A 20730-nucleotide genomic window follows, 5' to 3' on the forward strand; every position below is an offset into this window, starting at 1 on the left:
TTAGCAGAATCATCAAAAAATGCATAGATAAAAACGAGTAAAAATAACCGAAAATGTATAAATATGCGATAAAAAAGCGGAGGAGCAAACATTTTTCCACCACTTTTTTTGTTTCCTGCCCAATATCTATTTGTTTTTAATGAATATTTTTCCCATAAAAAATTTCATTCATTTCCATTCTTAATTTATCTGTAATATCCGTTTGTTCTTGCTTGGAAAGTTCTTCTGCTGTATAGCCAAACAAATAATTGTTTAAATCGAATTTTTTTAATTTACATTTTGTATGAAAAATATTTTCTTGATAAATATTAACATCAATCATATCAAATATTGCTTTTACTTCATCTGGTATATAATTTTGGATAGAATCGATATTATGGTCGATAAATAATTTATGGCCGTTTATATCCCTTGTAAAACCTCTGACACGATAATCCATAATCATAATATCTGTATCAAATGAATGAATAAGATAATTTAATGCCTTTAAGGGAGAGATTTCGCCGCATGTGGATACATCAATATCTGCTCTAAAGGTGCTTATTCCTTCGTCTGGATGATATTCAGGATAAGTATGTACCGTTATATGACTTTTATCTAAATGCATAACAACCGAATCAGGCAAAGGACCTGGCGATTCTTCAAATACATCTTTTGGAACTTCCGCAACAGGTCCTTCTGATACAAGCAAAGTGACACTTGCTCCTTGTGGTTCATAGTCTTGTTTGGCAATATTTAATACATGAGCGCCAATGATATCTGATACATCTTTTAGAATATTAGTAAGACGATCTGCATTATATTGCTCATCAATATATTCCAGATACGCCTCTCTTTCCTCTTTTGTTCTTGTATAACATATATCATACATATTAAAACTTAAGGATTTTGTTAAATTATTAAATCCGTGGAGTTCAATTCGCTGCTGTGGTGTTAACATTTTTTCTCCCCCAGTCATGATCACACTTTTAATATCCTCGAAAATATTTTTATCTTACCCTTTTTAGCGCTATTTAATCATAAAAAAGGATGATCTTTATGTTTCTCTGCACTAAAGGCAAAAAACATAAAAGATCATCCCGTAATTAAAACATGCTTAGCGAATATTTTTCCGCAAGGAGTTCCAATAGTTTTAAACCCGCGACACTATTTCCTTTGTCATCGAGTGCAGGACCAGATATTCCGATGCCAAATCGGTTTGGAACAGCTCCCAATATTCCTCCTGATACACCGCTTTTTGCTGGAATGCCGACGCGAACAGCAAATTCTCCTGAAGCATTGTACATGCCGCATGTTACCATAAATGTTTTGCAGATCCTCGCAACATGTGCGGGCATAATTCGCCTATTGGTAATAGGCTCCATGCCATCTAAAGCGAAAATAATGCCAATGCGCGCGAGATCTAAACAGTTTACTTCAATCGCACATTGTTTTGTATATAAATCCAATAACTCTTCGACATCTTCATTGATGATGCCATGCTGTTTCATAAAGTAGCATAAAGATCGATTTAAATGAGAGGTTTCAAATTCAGATTTAGCCACTTCTTTTGAATAGGCAGTATGTTCATTTCCAGTCAAAAGACTGACAAAAGAAAGAATTTTATTCAGGCGTTCTTCTACTGATTGACCTTTAATCATATGAGTAACAGCAAGTGCACCTGCATTAATCATGGGGTTCAGCGGTTTAGATGGGTTGCTCATTTCTAGTTTAACAATGCTGTTAAAAGGATCTCCAGTCGGCTCGTATCCTACTTTTTGAAATACATATTCCTCCCCGCATTCAATCAGTGCGAGAGCAAGCGTTAACACTTTGGAAATGCTTTGCAGGGTAATGCTTTCTTGAATATCCCCTGCAGAAATGCATCTGCCATCAGGATGATAAACGGCGATGGATAAATCATCTGGATTTGCTTTGCTTAAGGCTGGTATATAATCGGCCACTTTCCCTTTTTTTGTGTAATGTTTTGCTTCTTCCAATATTGCTTCTAGTTCATCGCTTGTTTGACAAGGCATATTTTTCACCAACTTCTATGTAGAATAATAATTGTAATTATTTAGATGAAATGCAGAATTGATTGTTGTTACTTTACCCAGTTTACTTTTTTCCTACTATGCTTTATTTAGAAAAAATATTTTTTTTTGGATTTTCAACGAAGAATTCCTATTTCATTCTCTCTATTCTATCATATCTGATTTTTCAGAAAAAGAAAAAAGAAAAAATCCGGCAGCCGCTGCTCACCCGGATTTTTATCTCCCCTGCAAAAATAGCAATTTTTCTACCTCTTTTCGCGGAAGGGGTTTGCTGTAAAAATACCCTTGTCCCACTTTACAATTATTTTTTACAAGAAAATGAACTTGATCTAGCCTTTCTATTCCTTCTGCAATGACAGAGAAATTCATGTTTTGTCCCATATCAATAATCGCTTTTACTAAAGCCCCTTTGTGAACAGGATCATTAATATCATCAACAAAAGATTTATCGATTTTAAGGGTATCAATAGGCAAATGCTTTAAATAGCTTAAACTGGAATAGCCTTTTCCAAAATCATCAATAGAAATAAGAAAGCCAATCTTTTTCAGCTTATTTAAAACCTTTATCGAATGGTCAATATTTTGCATAATGCTTTCTGTAATTTCCAATTCCACTTTATTAGGATTAAGCTGCAAATCTGTAATAGTTTTTTCAAAAATTTGCGCCAGTTCTGGACACTGAAATTGTTTCGCAGAAATATTAATGCTCATTTTAATAGAAGATGTGCTAAGGTTATCCCATTTCTTTTTTTGTTTGCAAGCTTGTTTAAACACCCATTCTCCAATCGATAAAATTAAATTTGTTTCTTCTGCCAAAGGGATAAACTCTTCTGGAGAAATAAATCCATACCTAGGATGAATCCACCTGAGCAATGCTTCAAAACCAATGATTTTGTTTGTATGCAGATTAACCTGAGGCTGATAATACAGCACTAATTCATTCGATTGAATCGCTTTTCTTAAAGCCATTTCCAATTCCATTTTTCTGGAACTTGTCATGGCTAGCTTTGAAGAATAAAACTGGAAATTATTTTTCCCATTTTCTTTTGCTAAAAACATTGCTGCGTCTGCGTTTTTTATTAAAGTTTCTTGATCTAATCCGTCCTCCGGATATAAACTGATGCCAATGCTTGCAGAAATAAAAAACTCCTCGTCTTTAATGATAAATGGCAAAGACATTTCTGTCATAATCTTGTAGGCTATTTCTTTTATTTCTTCCATGCTTTTATTTACTAAAAAGATTAAAAACTCATCCCCGCCAAGCCGGGAAACAAACGCATCGTGCGGACTTGCTTTTTGCAGCCTTTTTGCAGCCTGCTGCAAAACAATATCTCCAGTCGAATGTCCTCTTGTATCATTAATTCGCTTAAATTGATCCAAATCAATAAATAATAGCGCCATGGACTGGACAGACGGATGAAGAAGAAGCTCATTTAATTTGCTTTTTGAGCTGTTTCGATTGGGAAGATTCGTCAATTGATCACAGTAGGCCAAATTTTTGATCATTTTATCTGTCGCTTTTCTTTTGGTAATATCTTTTCCAACAACTAATAAGGCATGTTTCCCAGCAAATAATATTGGTTTGCAGGATATTTCTACATCAAAAATGACCCCTGTTTTATCTTGAATAATCTGCAATTCATATGATCTGCTGCTATATTGTTTTTTAGGAGGGACCGGAAATGCTTCTTTAATTCGTTCATAGTCTTCTTTTGATAAATAATTATCAATTGTTTGTTTCTTTAATTCTTCCGATTCAGCAACTCCTAAAATATCTTTTCCAGCATTATTTATATATAAAATTTGATAATTGCTTACAACTGCAATTATATCTGGCGAAATATCAACAAGTGTGCTAAATCGTTCTTCATTTTCTTTTCTTTCTGTAATATCCAATAACACACTGGTAAATTCAATCATGTTGCCAGATTCATCTAATACAGGAATGCCATTATCTTTTATCCAGCGAATGTCGCCATTTGGCTTTACAATACGGTAAATGCTTGTAACATGTTCTCCGCGGCTGATAGTGCTAACTCGTTCTCCTAAAATAGAAATATCCTCTTCTGATATTACATCTCTCCATAAATTGGGATTTTCATAAAAATCTTGCAGAGGTCTGCCATATATTTTTTCAATCCCTGCTGAAATAAGCAATTCGTTCTTTTTCATATCATGATACCAAATAGCAATATCTGTTGTTTCAAAAATATTTTGCAATTTTAGATTGCTCGTTCTGATTTCTTTTACCATTTTTTTGATATTCTGCAATATTTTTAACAGGGTAAAAAGACAACCGATAAGAAATACGGCATGTAAAACAATATAGAAAGTAGCATTGATTTCTTTATAAAAAATATTTAATACCAATGTGCTCAACATAAAAGAACATAATATAATGATCCATTTTGTTTCGTTATTTTTATAGACCATTTTGCCAATCTCCATTCATACTCGGTGTAAGGTTCATGATTCAGCTGTTTCTTATGACCTCTTTTTGCATATAAAGCAGCTCAGTTTAAATAGCTCATACCATTTTACTAATTAACCTATATTAGTAATATCGGAAAAAGTAAAAATATTTTTAATAAGAACATGAAAAACAGGGGTAATCTGTCGATTTGGATAATGACTCTTAAAGAGTGGTTAAAATAACGCCAATGGTAATCAGTGCAATGCCTAATCCATTTAATAAGCTGATTTTTTCCCCTAAAAACAAAATGGCAATAATGGTGGCAAGCACCACACTTAATTTATCAACAGGGGCCACTTGTGTAACTTTCCCTGTTTTTAATGCTAAAAAATAAAATATCCAGGAAGTTGCACCTGCCATTCCACTTAGTACAATCCACATAAAGCTTTTCTTATCGGCAATAATGCTTGGGATTTTTGCTAAATTCCCTTCAATTCCTACCACTATCACTAAAAAAGCAGCCATTATAATAGCTCGAACAGCAGTAGCTGTATTAGCATCAATATTGGCAAGCCCAATCTTTCCAAAAATCCCAACAAGTGCTGCACAAACGGCAGATAATAAAGCAAAAATCAACCATGACATCTGCTTTCCCCCTTCCCATCTTGTATAATATAGCTCTTTTTTTCTTTTCCTTAGGATACACTATTTTTCGGAAATATTATTCCTTTTTTTTAAAATCAAAAAAAGAGAGTATCCGCATAAAAAACATGCCGCTACTCTCTTTTGTCCTGATAAATTTTATAAAGAATGTGTTTCTGTGTGGATTCTTGGCTCATTCCACATTTTTAACCATTTGCTGGTGGCGGTGATAATAATAATGACTCCAAGAATTAGCATAATGATGGAAAGAATGCCATTCAGCACATTATATCCTGCAGCAGCTGGATTTAAATAAACATTTGTAATCATCCAATATCCCGCATAATTGACAGTAATGAATAAATAAACCATTGGTATTAAACAAGTCAGCATATATCTGCGTTTATCGGCAATTTTTAAAATAACCGTTGCTCCAATAATTAGCCCAATACTTGCCATCAGCTGATTAGAAACACCAAATAATGCCCAAACAGAACTAATATCGCCAGAGTAAAGAAGATAACCCCACATAAAACAAGCAAGAGCACTAGCAAAAATCGATCCAGGCATCCAGTCAACTTTTTTCAATGGTCGATAAAATTCTCCAAAAAAGTCTTGAATTAAATAGCGAGCAACTCTTGTACCCGCATCAATTGCCGTTAAAATAAATACGGCTTCAAACATAATGACAAATTGAAAGAAATAAGAGGATAAATGCTGAAACCAAGAAATCTCGGTGAAAATATACGTCATTCCAACAGCAAGGGTTACTGCTCCTCCTGTTCTTCCCTCTAAATCAATGCCAATTTCTTTCGACAGTTCAGGCAGATTGGTTACATTCATTCCTAATGTTTGAAATACTTGCGGCGAAGAATTAATGGCAAAATAATCTCCTGGATGGAGTGCTGTTGCAGCAATTAATGCCATAATGCCGACTAAACATTCCACTAGCATCGCTCCAAAACCAACTACTTTTATATCACTCCATTTATCGAGCATTTTTGGCGTTGTTCCAGATCCAACAAATGCATGGAACCCAGAAATTGCTCCACATGCGATGGTAATTGAAATAAATGGCCATACAGGACCTGCAATAACTGGTCCGCCTCCATGGATAAAAGAAGTAAAAGCAGGAAATTCAATCACTGGATTAATGATAAATACTCCAATAATTAGTGCAATAAAAACCCCGATTTTCATAAAGCTGGATAAATAATCTCTCGGCGCAAGAAGCAGCCATACAGGCAATGCTGCTGCAAAAAATGCATAAATCGGCAATATAATAGCAAGTGTTTTTGTATCAAATGTCAAAAAATCTCCAAGTGCAGTATCTTGTATGGATGGCCCTATAAAAACGCCAACCATCAATAAAATGAATCCAATAGTAGAAGTCATTTTTAAATTGCCCGTTTTTTTGTAAAGAATGCCAACACCCATGGCAATCGGGATGGTTATTCCAACGGCAAATGTTCCCCAAGGGTTTCGTTCTAATGCATGAAGAACAACCATGGATAAGCCTGCCATTGTAATTGTAATAATGAATAGCATTGCAAGTCCTGTGCAAAATCCAGCGACAGGCCCTAATTCATCTTTTGCCACTTCTGAAAGTGATTTTCCTTTTTTGCGCATACTCGCAAATAATACGACAGCATCGTGGACCGCTCCCCCAATCACTGCTCCAATCAACAGCCACAACAGTCCTGGAAGATAACCAAACTGTGCCGCAAGAATTGGCCCAACCAATGGTCCTGCAGCTGCAATTGCTGCAAAATGATGGCCAAATGATACCCACTTATTCGTGGGCACATAATCTTTGCCATCATTTAGTTCATGTGCCGGCGTTAATTTTTCATCATTTAGTTTTAATACTTTTACCGCCATAAATGTTCCATATAAACGATAGGCAATCATTAAAATACACATGGATGCTATCACAATTGTAATCGCATTCATTTTTCTCATCCCCCTTTTTCTGCTTTTATTATAAAAGATGAAAAGAAAATACATGCGTTTTCAATGCTAATTGCTGAAATATCGCTGTGAACTGCAGAAATAGAAAGCTAAAATGCAGCTAAAATTGTAAAATCTGTTTCAGATCTTTTGTATAGTTTCTGCTGACAGGAATTTTTGCCCCATCTTCCATAAAAAGCTGGTAGGTAGAATGAAACCATGGTTCGATTTCTTTGATTTTATCCATATTAACAAGAAAACTGCGGTGAACACGGAACATCGAGCTGTTTTTCAATTTTTGTTCTAACTGTATTAAAGTGCTTGTGACGGTAATCGTTTTTGTTTTTGTTGTAATGGACGTTTTATTGTTTTGAGACTGAATATATAATATTTCCTCTATGGGAATAATTTTTATTCGATCATCACTGGATACTGCAATTTTATCAGGCATAAGACTGACAGTATTTAATTCTGCTGTCTTGTTTTTATAGTGTTTAGCAGTCTGTACATGCTGGAGCTTTTTTATGGTACTTTTTAGCCGCTCCTCATCAATCGGTTTTAAAAGATAATCCATGGCATGCACCTTAAAGGCATGAAGGGCATACTCATCATAAGCTGTTGCAAAAACAATTTCTGGCGGATTCTTTAGCATGCTAATTTTTTCTGCTAGCCGCATTCCACTTTCATTGCCAAGCTGAATATCAAGAAAAATAACATCGACTGTTTCTGCAGAGAGGAGAAACTCTAATTCATCTTCTACCGAAGCATATTCTCCCATTATTTCCACCGTATCTGTTCTTTTTAGTAAATACATTAATTCGTCTCTAGCCAATGGCTCATCTTCCACTACTAGCGCTTTCAACATCCTCATTCCCCCATTGTTTTATTTCTCTGATTGGAAGCTGAATTATAATTTTTGTCCCCCTATTTGGTTCACTTTCCAGCAAAAAAACTGCTTTTCTCCCATATAGTTCTTTTATCCGTTTGGAGATATTCCATAATGCCGTACCGGTGCCTTTTTCTGACTGCACTGTTTTATTTCCAATCATTAACAGCAACTCTTCCGACATTCCTTTTCCATTGTCTTCCACCGTAAGCACCAGAGAGTCATGTTGTCTATAGCCTGTTAAATAGATATCCCCTTTTTTGGCGGCAGAAAAAGCATGTCTTAATGTATTTTCAATTAATGGCTGTAAAACAAATGGCGGAACTAATACATTATGTAAAGAAGAATCGATCGAACGATGAAGGGAAAATTTATCAGGAAACCTCGCTTTTTCTAATGCCAAAAAAGCGTCAACATGTTCTAATTCCTGTTTAAGCGGAATATACATGCTTTTTGATCCTTGCAAATTGCTGCGGAAAAATGCACTTAATTGATGAACCATTCTTCTCGCTTTGTCCCGATCTGTTCGTATTAAAGCCGCAATCGTATTCATGCTGTTAAATAAAAAATGTGGATGAATTTGAGCCTGCAGTGCTTTAATTTCTGCATCTTTTAATAGTTTTTGCTGATTTTCCGCTTCCGCTAGTTCTAATTGCATGGAAAACAGCCTGCTTAACCCTTCTGCTAATTTATATTCAACAATTCCCATATTTTTCGGATTAGTAAAATATAATTTTAATGTCCCAACAATTTTTTGATTTGCTTTTAGCGGGAGAACAATTGCTGCTTGCAATGGACATTCTAGATGAGAACAATGAATTTCCTTTTTGGTGATGGCTGTAACTATTTTTCCTGATGCAAGCACATGTTTGGTTAATTCTGTTTCTGTTTTTTCTAACGGAATATGGTGATCTGATCCAATGCCAATATGGGTCAGCACCATGGTTCGATTCGTAATGGCAACTGCTTCTGCCGATGTTGCTGCAATAATGATTTGTGCAGCATGGCGACTTGATTCAGGAGTTAGGCCGAGGCGGAAATAAGGCAAGGTGTTTTGCGCAATATCTAAGGCCACTTCCGTTTGTGCTGCTTTTGTTTGTTCTTCTTCCGATAAAATACTTTGAATAAGATAAATAAAAATGAGAATGCCAAATCCATTGATGATAATCATCGGCGCGGCGATAATGGATACTAGTTCGAAAGCGTTAACAAATGGTTTTGCCATAAGAAGAATAATCGCCATCTGCAGCAGTTCCATACAAATGCAAATAAAAACGGTAGTAAACGGAGGATTTTGAAAAAAACGATATTTTTTGCCGATTAATCCAGTAAGAAGCCCAGCTATAATGGTGGAAATCCCACACGCAATGCTTGTAAAACCACCTAGTGTAAATCGGTGCAATCCGGCAATAAATCCGACTCCAAATCCGATAGCAGGACCTCCTAATAACCCCCCAATCGCTACTCCCATAATGCGTGTATTTGCTATGGCTGTGCTTTCCTCCAGATTTGTCTGCCAGGAATGAGAAATAATGCTTCCCTTCTCAATCGCCACCCCTGTGTAGTTGCTGATAATGCCAAACATTCCAAAAATAAACATTAGCAGCATCTTTTCTTGGAGATTATACTCCCTTTCTTTTTGAATCATTCCACGAAACAATGATACACGGGAAAGCAAAAAAGCAAATAATACTAAGATGCCCACTCTTTCTATCATAATAGGCAAAAGGCTAATCAACGGTTTTCCTCCTTCCTATGCTAGTATACTTTCATTATACTGAATTATGGTTTGTTCGCATCCTTTTTTGCATATATTTCCTGTTTTTATAGAAAAAACCTTTCTTGTAAAAAAGAGGCTGTTGAAAAATTTACTATATTTTATATTTGTATGTGATGAAAGGGGCAATGAAAGGAAACTATCTATTGTTTGAAGAGGCATCCATTCGACTCCTGGGGGATCTGCAGGAGCAAAGCAGCGAAGCGGCTTGGCGCTCGCCCCTCCGGAAAGCGAATGGTAAGCCCCGAAAAACTGATTTATTCATCGATTAAAAGCCAATTTCAAACTAGTTTTATCCACTAATTTAACTTTTTCAACGGCCTTATAAAAAAACGAGGGAACTGTACATGCCATTCGCCTTTACCCTATGGTATGATAAAAAAATGAATAAAAGGTGGGGGGATGTATCGTGGCAAAAAAAAAATATTATGTAGTATGGAATGGCAGAAAACCTGGTATTTATACAACATGGGCCGAATGCGAGAAACAGACAAAAGGATATCAAGGAGCCTCTTTTAAATCATTTCCTACTTTGCCAGAAGCAGAACAAGCATATGGACAAGGAAAAAACACAGCAAACAGCACGCGAACTGCCAGTGCTAGAAACAAAACAACAACTTCTTCTCCTGCTCCAGCAATCGAGGAAAACAGCATTTCTGTAGATGCTGCCTGCAGCGGCAATCCAGGGATGATGGAATATAGAGGCGTCCATACGAAAACAGGTGAAACGATTTTTCATTATGGGCCAGTACTCGGCACTAATAATATTGGAGAATTCCTTGGCATCGTTCACGCTTTGGCACACTTGCAAAAAGAAGGACAAAACACAACGATTTACACAGACAGCATGACAGCACTTGCTTGGGTCCGCAATAAAAAGGCCAATACTACACTTGTAAGAGATGATCGTACAGAAGCGCTTTGGCAAAAAGTGGCGCGTGCAGAAAAATGGCTCAAAGAAAATAGCTATTCCAATAAAGTAATCAAGTGGGATACAAAACGACACGGGGAAATAAAGGCAGACTTTGGAAGGAAATAACCAATAAAAAAGAAATGCTTTTATACTACTTTTTTTAAAAGTCCAAAACACTGATATTCAATCTATTACGCACCAAACTAAACATTAAGGTTATGGATAAAGTCTAACAGTAAATAAAAAACAATATATCAAAACCCATATACTAAAATATATCTTTTCGTTTTGCCCTTTTTTCTAAAGGATGGATGAAAGAAAAGAGCATCTGTTCTTTAAACAGATGCTCTTCAGGCTGTTGACAAACGCCCGTTTTTTTGTTGCTCTCCTTGTTCGAATGCTCATTACCTGCCTTGGTAACTCTGCTCCTCTCCAGGCTTCGCGCCTAGACGTTTTCAATCGACCTGAAAGTATGCGTTTTTGACTTTATCTACACTTTGAAAGCCTCTGTGTTTTAAACAGATGCTCTTTTTTATTCTTCTGCTGTTTCTACCCACATCGTTTTTACTTTTCCTGCATCGCTTTCATCTATCACAAAAGAGCCATTTGAATAGCGGTCATTAAAACGAATCGGCTCAACAGCAATTTGTTCGATTTCTCCCTTTTCTGTTTCTAAATAGAGGACATTTTGTTTATGGACAATTGCCATGCCGACAATTCGGTGAGGATTTGCTTTTAGTTCCCTCAGCATCACAACACCTCTTTTTGCTCTGCCTATGTTTTCAAATTCCGTAAGTTTCATTTTTTTGACAGAGCCCCTCTGTGTTAAAATAACGACACTTTGTTCTTTTGGATCGGTAATGAGCTTGCCTGATACAACAAAATCTTTTTCTTTTAAATTAACGCCTTTAACCCCAGCAGCACGCACACCCACTATATTGACTTCTTCTTCATGGAAGCGAAGCGCATAGCCATTATAGGTAGCAACAAGCACTTCTTCTTTGCCTGTTGTAAGATGCACATCCACTACTTCATCATCGCCTTTTAAGTTAATGGCAACAAGGGGCTTCGAATAGCGCTGTGCTTTATATTGATTTAATTCCGATTTTTTTGCCATGCCATTTTTAGTGAAAAATAATAAATATCCTGTTGTTTCAAAATCTTTGACTGGAATGGCTTGGATAATGCATTCATCCCGTTCAATCGGAATTATATTGGAAATATGCTGCCCCAAATCTTTCCAGCGGATATCTGGCAATAAATGTACAGGACAATATAAATAATTGCCTTTATTCGTAAACAATAAAACAACTTCTGTTGTATTAATGTCGATTTTCTTTAAAATCCGATCACTGTCTTTCATGCCAAAATCCTGGCCATTGCTCGCAGCATAGGATCTTTGGCTTGTACGTTTTATGTATCCTTCTTTTGTGACAGTCACAATCACATCTTCACTGGCGACTAGCACTTCTAAATTGATTTTAATTTCTTCAATTTCCGCTTGAATTACCGTGCGTCTCGTTGTTTCAAAACGTTTTTTCACATCTTTTAACTCTTTTTTAATCACAGACAGCAGTTTTTTTTCACTTGCTAAAATAGCTGTCCACTCTGCAATTTTTTTTGCAAGCTCCTTTGCTTCTGCTTGCAGTGCGGTAATATCTGTATTGGTTAATCGATACAACTGCAAGGAAACAATGGCTTCTGCCTGAGGTTCCGTAAATTGAAAAGCGGAAATTAAATTATCTTTTGCATTTCGTTTATCTTTTGATGCACGGATAGTCGCAATCACTTCATCTAAAATCGACAAAGCTTTAATCAATCCATCCACAATATGCTGGCGTTCTTTTGCTTTTTCCAAATCGAATTGCGTACGTTTTGTCACTACTTCTTTTTGATGTTCAATATAAGCATCCAAAAGCGGCAAAATGCCCATTAGCTTTGGCCGTTTATTATAAATGGCTACCATATTAAAATTATACGTAATCTGAAGATCCGTGTTTTTATATAAAAAGTGCAAAATGCCATTAGCGTCTGTTTCTTTTTTTAATTCGATGACAATTCGCAACCCAGTGCGGTCCGTCTCATCTCGGACCTCGGCAAGACCTTCTACTTTGCGGTCTAAGCGAAGTTCATCGATTTTTTTGACAAGATTGCTTTTGTTGATTTCATATGGAATTTCCGTGATGACAATTTGCTGTTTGCCGCCTCTAAGTTCTTCCATTTCCGTTTTGCCTCGAACGACAATTTTTCCTTTGCCGGTTTCATAAGCTTTCCTTAGGCCTTCAACTCCTTGAATAATGCCGCCTGTCGGAAAATCTGGCCCTTTAATATGCTCCATGATATCTTCAACGGAACAAGTAGGATGATCCATCCTTTCGATGACCCCATCAATTACTTCTCCTAAATGATGGGGAGGAATATCAGTTGCATACCCTGCGGAAATTCCTGTCGAACCGTTTACAAGCAAGTTGGGAAATTTGGCTGGAAGTACAGTAGGTTCATTGGATGTATCATCAAAGTTTGGAATAAATTCTACTGTTCTTTTTTCGATATCTTTTAAGAGTTCTGCAGAAATGGCTGACAACCTTGCTTCTGTATAACGCATAGCTGCAGGTGGATCGCCGTCTAAACTTCCGTTGTTTCCATGCATTTGTATTAATACATTGCGAAGTTTCCATTCTTGGCTCATCCGCACCATTGCATCATAAACAGATGAGTCTCCATGCGGATGATAGTTCCCGATTACATTTCCGACTGTTTTTGCTGATTTGCGGAAATTCTTTTCTTGGGTGTTCCCATCGACATGCATCGCATAAAGAATGCGGCGCTGTACCGGCTTTAAGCCATCTCGTGCATCAGGCAGCGCCCGCTCTTGAATAATATATTTACTGTACCGTCCAAAACGGTCGCCGAGAACGTCCTCTAAAGGCAAATCACGAAATTGTTCGGTTGAACTCATGATGGACTTCCCTCCTCTGCAACCACAATATTTTCATTTTCCAAAATGCTTCCATCTTCCTCTAAACCAAATGCTACATTGGATTCAATCCATTTTCGCCTTGGCTCGACTTTATCGCCCATTAATGTTGTCACTCGGCGTTCTGCTCGGGCAATATCATCAATTTTCACTCGGATCAATGTTCTTGTTTCTGGATTCATTGTCGTATCCCATAATTGATCGGCATTCATTTCTCCAAGTCCTTTATAACGCTGCAGCGTGTAGCCTTTGCCAATTTTTTTTATCGCATCCTGCAGATCATCATCGCTCCAGGAGTATTCAATCTTTTCATTTTTGCCTGTTCCTTTGCTTACTTTATATAAAGGTGGCAAAGCAATATAGACTTTTCCTGCTTCAACAAGAGGTTTCATGTATCGGTAGAAAAATGTCAAAAGCAATACCTGGATATGGGCGCCATCTGTATCTGCATCGGTCATAATGATGATTTTTTCATAATTAGAATCTTCTACATTAAAATCTGCGCCGACGCCTCCGCCAATTGCATGAATAATCGTGTTGATTTCTTCATTTTTGAATATATCAGCAAGTTTTGCTTTTTCTGTATTAATAACTTTCCCCCGGAGTGGCAGCACGGCTTGAAAACGGCGATCTCTTCCTTGTTTTGCCGATCCTCCCGCAGAATCCCCTTCGACTAGATACAATTCATTTTTTAATGGATTTCGAGATTGTGCTGGCGTTAATTTGCCGGAAAGAACCGCTTCTGAACGTTTTCTTTTTTTGCCGCCCCTTGCTTCTTCCCTTGCTTTTCTCGCAGCTTCTCTTGCTTGATAAGCTTTTATCGCCTTTTTGATTAAAAGCGAGCTGGTTTCTGGATTTTCTTCTAAAAAGTAGGCAAGATGTTCTGATACGACAGCATCTACTGCAGATCTTGCTTCGCTTGTGCCTAATTTCCCTTTGGTTTGCCCTTCAAATTGCAGCAAATCTTCTGGTACACGCACAGAAACAATTGCCGCAAGCCCTTCACGAATATCCGAGCCATCCAAATTTTTATCTTTTTCCTTTAAAAGGTTTACTTTTCGCGCATATTCATTAAACATTCTGGTCATTGCTGTTTTGGATCCAGCTTCATGTGTTCCACCGTCTTTTGTGCGAACATTATTAACAAAAGACAGTACATTTTCTGAATAGCCATCGTTAAATTGGAAAGCAAATTCTACTTCAATGCCATTGCTTTCTCCTTCTAAACTGACAACTGGATGCAAGGTGTCTTTTTCTTCATTTAAATATTCGACAAATGCTTCGATCCCATTTTCATAAAAGAAAATGTTATGAAGATCATTTCTATCATCAATCAATTCAATTCTTAATCCTTTTAATAAAAAAGCAGATTCTCTTAACCGCTCACTTAATGTTTCAAAATTATAAGTTGTAGTAGAGAAAATCGTTGGGTCTGGCTTAAAATGAATGGTTGTGCCTGTTTGTGTAGTTTTTCCTTTTTTCTCCAGCGTTGTGACTGGTTTGCCCCCATGCTCAAACCGCTGCTCATAAATAAAACCATCTCGTTTAATTTTGACAACGACCCATTCAGACAAAGCATTAACAACAGAAGCGCCAACCCCATGCAACCCGCCGCTTGTTTTATAGCCTCCTTGTCCAAACTTTCCTCCTGCATGAAGAATCGTAAAAATGACTTCTGGCGTCGGTTTGCCGATTTTATGCATTCCAGTAGGCATTCCTCTTCCTTTGTCTTGTACACTAATACTATTGTCCCGATGTATTTTTACAATGATCGCATCCCCAAATCCGGCTAATGCTTCATCGACCGCGTTATCTACAATTTCATATACTAAATGATGCAATCCTCTTGAATCCGTGCTGCCAATATACATGCCAGGACGTTTTCTCACTGCTTCCAGCCCTTCTAAGACCTGTATGGCATCATCATTATAATCAAATGTTTGCTGACTTTTTGCCACATACATACCCCTTTCACCTTTAAAACACGACATGTTCTCTTTTTATGTATCATGTCGAACAATTGTTTATGTATTCGTCCAATATCTAAATTTCCCTTTAATTTATCTTTAAATTTTTTTAGAAAATTATCATTTGGCCGTAAAAGCAACAAAAAGAAGGTCATAAACATCCCCCTTCTTTTCGCCACATTATTTACTAAAAAAATAAGAAGCATAACCATTTAAACTAAAAAACGAAGTGAAAAATGTTTTTATTTTTTACAGATGCAGTAAATAATCCGCAACAAGAACAATTGTTCTTATTTTTATTGTATCATTTTTTTTTCAAACGAGAAATCTTTTTCTTTTTTTGTTTATTTTTTGCACAGGTACTCATCATATACCATTACTAAAAAAAGAAAAAGTTATTTTATAAAATAAAACTTTAAACAGTAAGGAGTTCTTCATCCCCCGTCTATCTTTCTTAGGCCCTTTTCTAATTCCTTAGCTGGGATCAAAGGCCATTCATGCATAATAAAGTATTGTTAACATAAATGTCTATATTATGTTAACACAGAATGATAGGAAAAAAAACTTGACACTCATTTTCCTTATGTGTAGTTCCAGGAAGAAAAAATTCTTTTAAAAATAGAAAAACTAAAACGAAACTACAATCAGAGGATTTTTTTTCCCCCACTGATTGATCCGGCTTTTAGAGCTAATTTTTTGCCTATCTGGGCTTCTCATTTTCTCTTATCATCCCTTAGATGAGGATAAAAAGAGAGATTCATGCCAAAGCAGAAAATTCCAATAAATTTGCATCTGCCAAAAGCAATGAACCCAACTTTTTCATCTGTTATTTTGTTAAAGCATGCTCCACTTTAATGCACCGATCCATGATAACCGTATATCCTTTTTCAGTTAAGTGCTGAAATGTTTCTTCATGGACCACTCCAAGCTGGGCCCAAAATACATCTGCATCTATTTTTTCAAACTCTTCGGCCACTTGAGGCAAAAATTCTGATCTTCTAAAAACATTCACAATATCTACATGGCCTGTTATCTCAGACAAACTGGCAACCGCTTTCACCCCAAAAACCTCTTTTACGGTTGGATTGACAGGAATAATTTCATAACCTGCCTCTTTCATTGCATAACTAACCATGTAAGAAGTTCTTTCTGGATTATCGCTTAATCCAACCACTGCAATTCTTTTTGCTTTTTTTAAAAGTGCACCAATTTCTTGTCTGCTGGGATTTTCAATTGCCATCATTATCTCTCCTTTTGTGCTATTTCTCGATTAAAAACAGTGAAGCATGCATAATCTCCACTGATGGAAGTTTCCGTTTAACTATTCCCAATCAGTAAAAATAACAAACAGCGCTCGAAAGTAAGCGTTTACTTCATTTTCTTGATTGTCTAAAAGATGCTGATAAGTTATGATAACAAATTTTATTAACAAAAGAAAAGCTAAAAGAAAAAACTCCCTTGAACTAAAGGAGTTTTTGTGAATTTTTATCAAAAAAAGGGTTATCTGCACAAATGGCAGCCAAACCTTTTTAGTTATGCTAAAAAATTACTGTTCCTGTTTTTCTTCTAAAGCAAGAGCGCTCCAAGCTGTTTCATCTGCAAAAAATCTCGACCAGCTGGCAATTCCAGCTAAAGCATATTTATCGACAAGTTGAGCTCGATTGGATAAAGATATTTCATCTTCCATCCAAATTTTATAGGTGGATTTTGTTTTGCTGTCATAATATTCCCCGTAATTCTGTTTTGTTTCTTCATCATACGTAACTGTTACTTTATGTTTTTTTACCCATTCATCAGCTTTTTCCATCGATAAAGCTTTTGAAGAAATATCGCCATTTTCTTTTTCTTCCCATAATCTTGTATACAAAGGCACACCTAATACTAACTTCTCATTTGGAACTTCACCCATTAATGCTTCTAAGTTATTTTCTACCCATGGCAAACTTGCAACACTTCCAGCTTCTGGCGATGTTGCCCAATGTTCATCATAGGCCATTACTACCATATAATCGACTAAATCACTAAGGTGAGCCCGTTCGAAAAAGGCCGAATAGTTGCCCCCTGCAATAAAGGTTATATCCATAGAAACCGTTAGACCTGCATCATGCAAATAAGGGGTTGCTTCTCTAACAAACTGAGTCACATATTTGCCATCTTCTTCATTGACATTTTCAATATCAATATTGATTCCATCTAAATTATACATCTCACTGTATACAAGCAGTTGACGGATAACCTTTTGTCTTGTTTTGTAGTCTTTAAACACTTCATGTGTTTTTTCTGGTGAAAAATCATTGGAAAATAAGCCCCATACTTGATATTTCTGCTTATGAGCCCATTTTACATAGGCAGTAGAACCTAAATTGCTGACATTTCCTTTATTGTCCGATAGCTTAAACCATGTTGGTGAAACAACATTGACGCCTTCCATTTTTTTTATGGTAGAAGTATCTGGATTTTTTGAATAGACGGCTTCCCATGTTAATTGAATTGGGCCATTTACTTTCTTGAGTTTTGGTTCTTTTTGTTTTAATTCTACTTTTACCGTTTCTGTTTTCCCTTTTTGAATCAAATCTTTTTTAATAAAGCCCGCTATCCCATTTTTTTTGCGTATATAATAATAACCATCTTTTTCTTTTTCAATGGTTACTGCTTCTTTATCGGCTACTTCTGCTGTGTAGGACGAGAATAGACTTGGTTCTGTTCTCAGTCTTTTGTAGTCCTCGTCCTTTTTGCCCGCTGTAACCGTTGCATATGTTTTTTTGTCCCCATCTTTTTCTAATAGAATTCCATCATTGTCTTTTAAGCTGGAATAAGACAACGCATAAAAATCGACTAAAGGATCAATCGCAACATATACTTTGCCATTTTCATCCTTAATCGGATGAAATTGCAGATTCACTGCCTCATTATTGACAAAATAAGAGAGCGAATCTGTTGGAAATTGTACGACTTTATCTTTTGTTGTTACAATAACAGAATTGCTGTTTGAATCATAAGTAATCGAACTGTCAATATTTTTTTGCCAGACAGATAAAGGCAAATACACTGTATCATTGACAGTAATGGCATTGCCTATTTGTTCTCCATTTAATAAAATCGGTTTTTCTCCATGAAAATAACTGCTTTTCTCCTTGCTTGCAAATGGATAAAAAAGCAGAAGAATACTTGAAAAAACAAGGAAAATTCCAAGCACCAGTCCAAGTATCAATTTTTTCCTTTTTTGCCTTTTGGGCGGTTGAATAATTAATTGAGACATACCTTCCTCCTCGAAGCAACTCTATAGATGCCTTTCAATAGCTTCTTTAAAAAGTGCGAGTTTCATAGAATAATAATTTTATGATAACATTAATTGTGAATAGAAAAAAGAATCCTACTTGATATTTAGGATTCCAATAACTAGCATATGCAAGAAACATGGTTGTTTATTAAAAAGTTTAATAGATCAGATCCATAATCTTTTGATATCCAAAGGGCAAAATGGAAACAGCAATTAAACTTGCGGCAATGGTAAATGTAATGAAAACCATGAATCTTCGAAATTTTATTTCCACTTTTTTATAAGCAATAATAAATATTTTTATCATCGAACAAGCCATTATAAATAATATGATAACTGAAAAGGCACTTGCTATAATTATTTCCATTTTAACCTTCCATTCTTTTTATTTTCCAACTAATCCAAACCTACTGTTAAAGCATTGTTTTCCCAAAATCCAACTGTTTTTTTCTGATTTCCTCAGGTACAAGCATGCCTCCTGTTCCCCAAAAAACATGAGTCGATTGGGACATTTTTTCACAAAGGTTTTCTTTTTCTGTATATGCCTTAATCATTAGTGGTCCATAAAAACCTGCGAGTGCAGATGGCTCTAAATATTCCTTTTCTGCCTCAAATAACAATGCCTGCAAACAAAATAGCTGGTGATCGGAAATCGTATAACAGCCGCTAATGAAGCTGCCAATATGATCTGCTACAAATTCAGATGCTTTTCCCACCGCAAGCCCATCTGCTTCTGTCTGATTATCCAGCTGAAGATCTTGGACAGCAATATTCTTTATATTCGTATAAAGTCTTGTAAGCATAGCAGGCGAATGGGTTGGTTCCGCAAAAAAACAATGTACATGTTCGTGAAAGATTTTTTTTAATCCATAGGAAATGCCACCGGGAGCCCCGCCGACTCCACAAGGCAAATAAACGAATAATGGGTGATTTTCATCGATAATAATTTGTTTTGCGTGTAGTTGTTCTTTCAAGCGATATGCCGCAGTGGCATACCCTTCAAATAAATGAGTGGAATTTTCGTCATCGATAAAATAGCAAAAGGAATCTTTTTCTGCTTCTTTTCTCCCTTGTTCTACAGCAACACTATAATCTGCATCATGTTCTATAACCGTTGCACCAATTTCTTTCAGCTTATTTTTTTTCCATGTTTTTGCATCTTTTGACATATGTACAACTACCTGAAAACCTAATTTTCTTCCAATAATGCCAATGCTTAAGCCTAAGTTTCCTGTAGAACCAACAATGATTGTAAAATCCGCAAAAAAACTTTTTATAGAAGGAGAGAGCAGTTTCCGATAAGATTCCTTTTGATCAATCAGCTCCTTCTCTAACGCTAGTTTCTCCGCAAATTTCAGCACTTCATAAATGCCGCCTCTTGCTTTGACTGATCCTGATATAGGCAATTGATGATCTGATTTGACAAACCAATTGCCAAAAAACTTTTGGTTTTCCCTCTTTTCCATCGCTTGCTTAAACAAAGGGATTTTTTGGAGGGGGGATTCAATTAATCCAAAATCAGAACGAGTTTCAGGGAACCATTCAGCAATAACAGGAGCAAAACGCTGCAGTCTTTTTATTGCTTCTTCAATATTAACTTCCTTAATAGCAGCAATAGGCAGCTCGCTTTTCCCCTCATTTATCCAGCACACTTCTTGATATTCTATTATGGACCGCACTAGAGGGGAATTATCCAGCAATTGTTTTTTGATCATTTTCTTCATCCTTCATAACACCTCTTTTTTACAATTCTTTAAATCTCCTTTTTTTCCTGCTAGTTTAAACAAAAAGAAGGAGCATAAACTGCTTCCACAAAATATGGATACACTAAGAAAGCAGTGTCAAAAAACAGATCAATTATTGGCAGTCAAGACAAAACTAGAGCCTAAAGC

Annotated in this window: 14 protein-coding genes; 1 reads left to right on the forward strand and 13 read right to left on the reverse strand. The window is 36.2% G+C overall.

All coding sequences use genetic code 11. From position 1 onward, the window contains the following. Window positions 1-136 precede the first annotated feature (136 nt). The 7 genes from speD to NCCP28_RS12565 all read right to left on the reverse strand — a co-directional run bounded on the left by speD (window position 137) and on the right by NCCP28_RS12565 (window position 9662). Window positions 137-940, reverse strand: a complete 804-nt coding sequence (gene speD, locus NCCP28_RS12535; protein WP_248561733.1) for an adenosylmethionine decarboxylase — start codon at window positions 938-940, stop codon at window positions 137-139. Between the two features lie 145 nt (window positions 941-1085). Then, window positions 1086-2015 carry a glutaminase A gene (gene glsA / locus NCCP28_RS12540; protein ID WP_248561734.1) on the reverse strand — a complete coding sequence of 310 codons (930 nt, stop codon included), beginning with the start codon at window positions 2013-2015 and terminating at the stop codon, window positions 1086-1088. A 234-nt stretch (window positions 2016-2249) separates the two neighbouring features. After that, entirely contained in the window at window positions 2250-4466 is a 2217-nt protein-coding gene (locus NCCP28_RS12545; RefSeq protein ID WP_248561735.1) for a bifunctional diguanylate cyclase/phosphodiesterase, read from the reverse strand. Between the two features lie 202 nt (window positions 4467-4668). Then, window positions 4669-5091: an EamA family transporter gene (locus NCCP28_RS12550; protein WP_248561736.1), complete on the reverse strand. Its 423-nt coding sequence runs from the start codon at window positions 5089-5091 to the stop codon at window positions 4669-4671. A 156-nt stretch (window positions 5092-5247) separates the two neighbouring features. Next, window positions 5248-7041, reverse strand: a complete 1794-nt coding sequence (gene cstA / locus NCCP28_RS12555) for a carbon starvation CstA family protein (protein ID WP_248561737.1) — start codon at window positions 7039-7041, stop codon at window positions 5248-5250. 118 nt (window positions 7042-7159) lie between these two features. Further along, entirely contained in the window at window positions 7160-7903 is a 744-nt protein-coding gene (locus NCCP28_RS12560) for a LytR/AlgR family response regulator transcription factor (protein ID WP_248561738.1), read from the reverse strand. Further along, on the reverse strand, window positions 7875-9662 hold the full coding sequence (locus NCCP28_RS12565) for a sensor histidine kinase (protein ID WP_248561739.1): 1788 nt from the start codon (window positions 9660-9662) through the stop codon (window positions 7875-7877). The genes NCCP28_RS12560 and NCCP28_RS12565 overlap by 29 nt, the downstream gene beginning before the upstream one ends. Before the next feature lie 448 nt (window positions 9663-10110). Between NCCP28_RS12565 and NCCP28_RS12570 the strand changes: the two genes are divergently transcribed. Next, window positions 10111-10740, forward strand: coding sequence for a ribonuclease H1 domain-containing protein (locus NCCP28_RS12570; RefSeq protein ID WP_248561740.1), 630 nt, complete (start codon window positions 10111-10113; stop codon window positions 10738-10740). A 406-nt stretch (window positions 10741-11146) separates the two neighbouring features. Here the strand turns inward: NCCP28_RS12570 and parC are convergent, their stop codons facing one another. The 6 genes from parC to NCCP28_RS12600 all read right to left on the reverse strand — a co-directional run bounded on the left by parC (window position 11147) and on the right by NCCP28_RS12600 (window position 20562). Then, window positions 11147-13573 (reverse strand): DNA topoisomerase IV subunit A, encoded by a 2427-nt coding sequence (parC, locus tag NCCP28_RS12575; protein WP_248561741.1) that lies wholly within the window; start codon window positions 13571-13573, stop codon window positions 11147-11149. After that, window positions 13570-15549 carry a DNA topoisomerase IV subunit B gene (gene parE / locus NCCP28_RS12580; protein ID WP_282579564.1) on the reverse strand — a complete coding sequence of 660 codons (1980 nt, stop codon included), beginning with the start codon at window positions 15547-15549 and terminating at the stop codon, window positions 13570-13572. The genes parC and parE overlap by 4 nt, the downstream gene beginning before the upstream one ends. 835 nt (window positions 15550-16384) lie before the next feature. After that, entirely contained in the window at window positions 16385-16798 is a 414-nt protein-coding gene (locus NCCP28_RS12585) for a CoA-binding protein (RefSeq protein WP_248561791.1), read from the reverse strand. A gap of 306 nt (window positions 16799-17104) precedes the next feature. After that, window positions 17105-18817, reverse strand: a complete 1713-nt coding sequence (locus NCCP28_RS12590; RefSeq protein ID WP_248561743.1) for a glycosyl hydrolase family 18 protein — start codon at window positions 18815-18817, stop codon at window positions 17105-17107. A gap of 178 nt (window positions 18818-18995) precedes the next feature. After that, the gene (locus tag NCCP28_RS12595; protein ID WP_248561744.1) at window positions 18996-19205 is read right to left on the reverse strand and encodes a hypothetical protein; all 210 of its coding nucleotides are present in this window, start codon (window positions 19203-19205) and stop codon (window positions 18996-18998) included. A gap of 46 nt (window positions 19206-19251) precedes the next feature. After that, complete coding sequence (locus NCCP28_RS12600; protein WP_248561745.1) at window positions 19252-20562, reverse strand: D-serine ammonia-lyase; 1311 nt, start codon at window positions 20560-20562, stop codon at window positions 19252-19254. Window positions 20563-20730 lie beyond the last annotated feature (168 nt).

The sequence above is a fragment of the Niallia sp. NCCP-28 genome, from assembly GCF_023168165.1.
Taxonomy (GTDB): Bacteria; Bacillota; Bacilli; order Bacillales; family Cytobacillaceae; genus Niallia.

Excerpts from the sequence above, each read along its gene's own strand:
- speD (WP_248561733.1), bottom strand. The coding sequence starts at position 940 with ATGTTAACACCACAGCAGCGAATTGAACTCCACGGATTTAATAATTTA.
- glsA (WP_248561734.1), bottom strand. The coding sequence starts at position 2,015 with ATGCCTTGTCAAACAAGCGATGAACTAGAAGCAATATTGGAAGAAGCA.
- NCCP28_RS12545 (WP_248561735.1), bottom strand. The coding sequence starts at position 4,466 with ATGGTCTATAAAAATAACGAAACAAAATGGATCATTATATTATGTTCT.
- NCCP28_RS12550 (WP_248561736.1), bottom strand. The coding sequence starts at position 5,091 with ATGTCATGGTTGATTTTTGCTTTATTATCTGCCGTTTGTGCAGCACTT.
- cstA (WP_248561737.1), bottom strand. The coding sequence starts at position 7,041 with ATGAATGCGATTACAATTGTGATAGCATCCATGTGTATTTTAATGATT.
- NCCP28_RS12560 (WP_248561738.1), bottom strand. The coding sequence starts at position 7,903 with ATGTTGAAAGCGCTAGTAGTGGAAGATGAGCCATTGGCTAGAGACGAA.
- parC (WP_248561741.1), bottom strand. The coding sequence starts at position 13,573 with ATGAGTTCAACCGAACAATTTCGTGATTTGCCTTTAGAGGACGTTCTC.
- NCCP28_RS12585 (WP_248561791.1), bottom strand. The coding sequence starts at position 16,798 with ATGGCAATTGAAAATCCCAGCAGACAAGAAATTGGTGCACTTTTAAAA.
- NCCP28_RS12590 (WP_248561743.1), bottom strand. The coding sequence starts at position 18,817 with ATGTCTCAATTAATTATTCAACCGCCCAAAAGGCAAAAAAGGAAAAAA.
- NCCP28_RS12595 (WP_248561744.1), bottom strand. The coding sequence starts at position 19,205 with ATGGAAATAATTATAGCAAGTGCCTTTTCAGTTATCATATTATTTATA.
- NCCP28_RS12600 (WP_248561745.1), bottom strand. The coding sequence starts at position 20,562 with ATGAAGAAAATGATCAAAAAACAATTGCTGGATAATTCCCCTCTAGTG.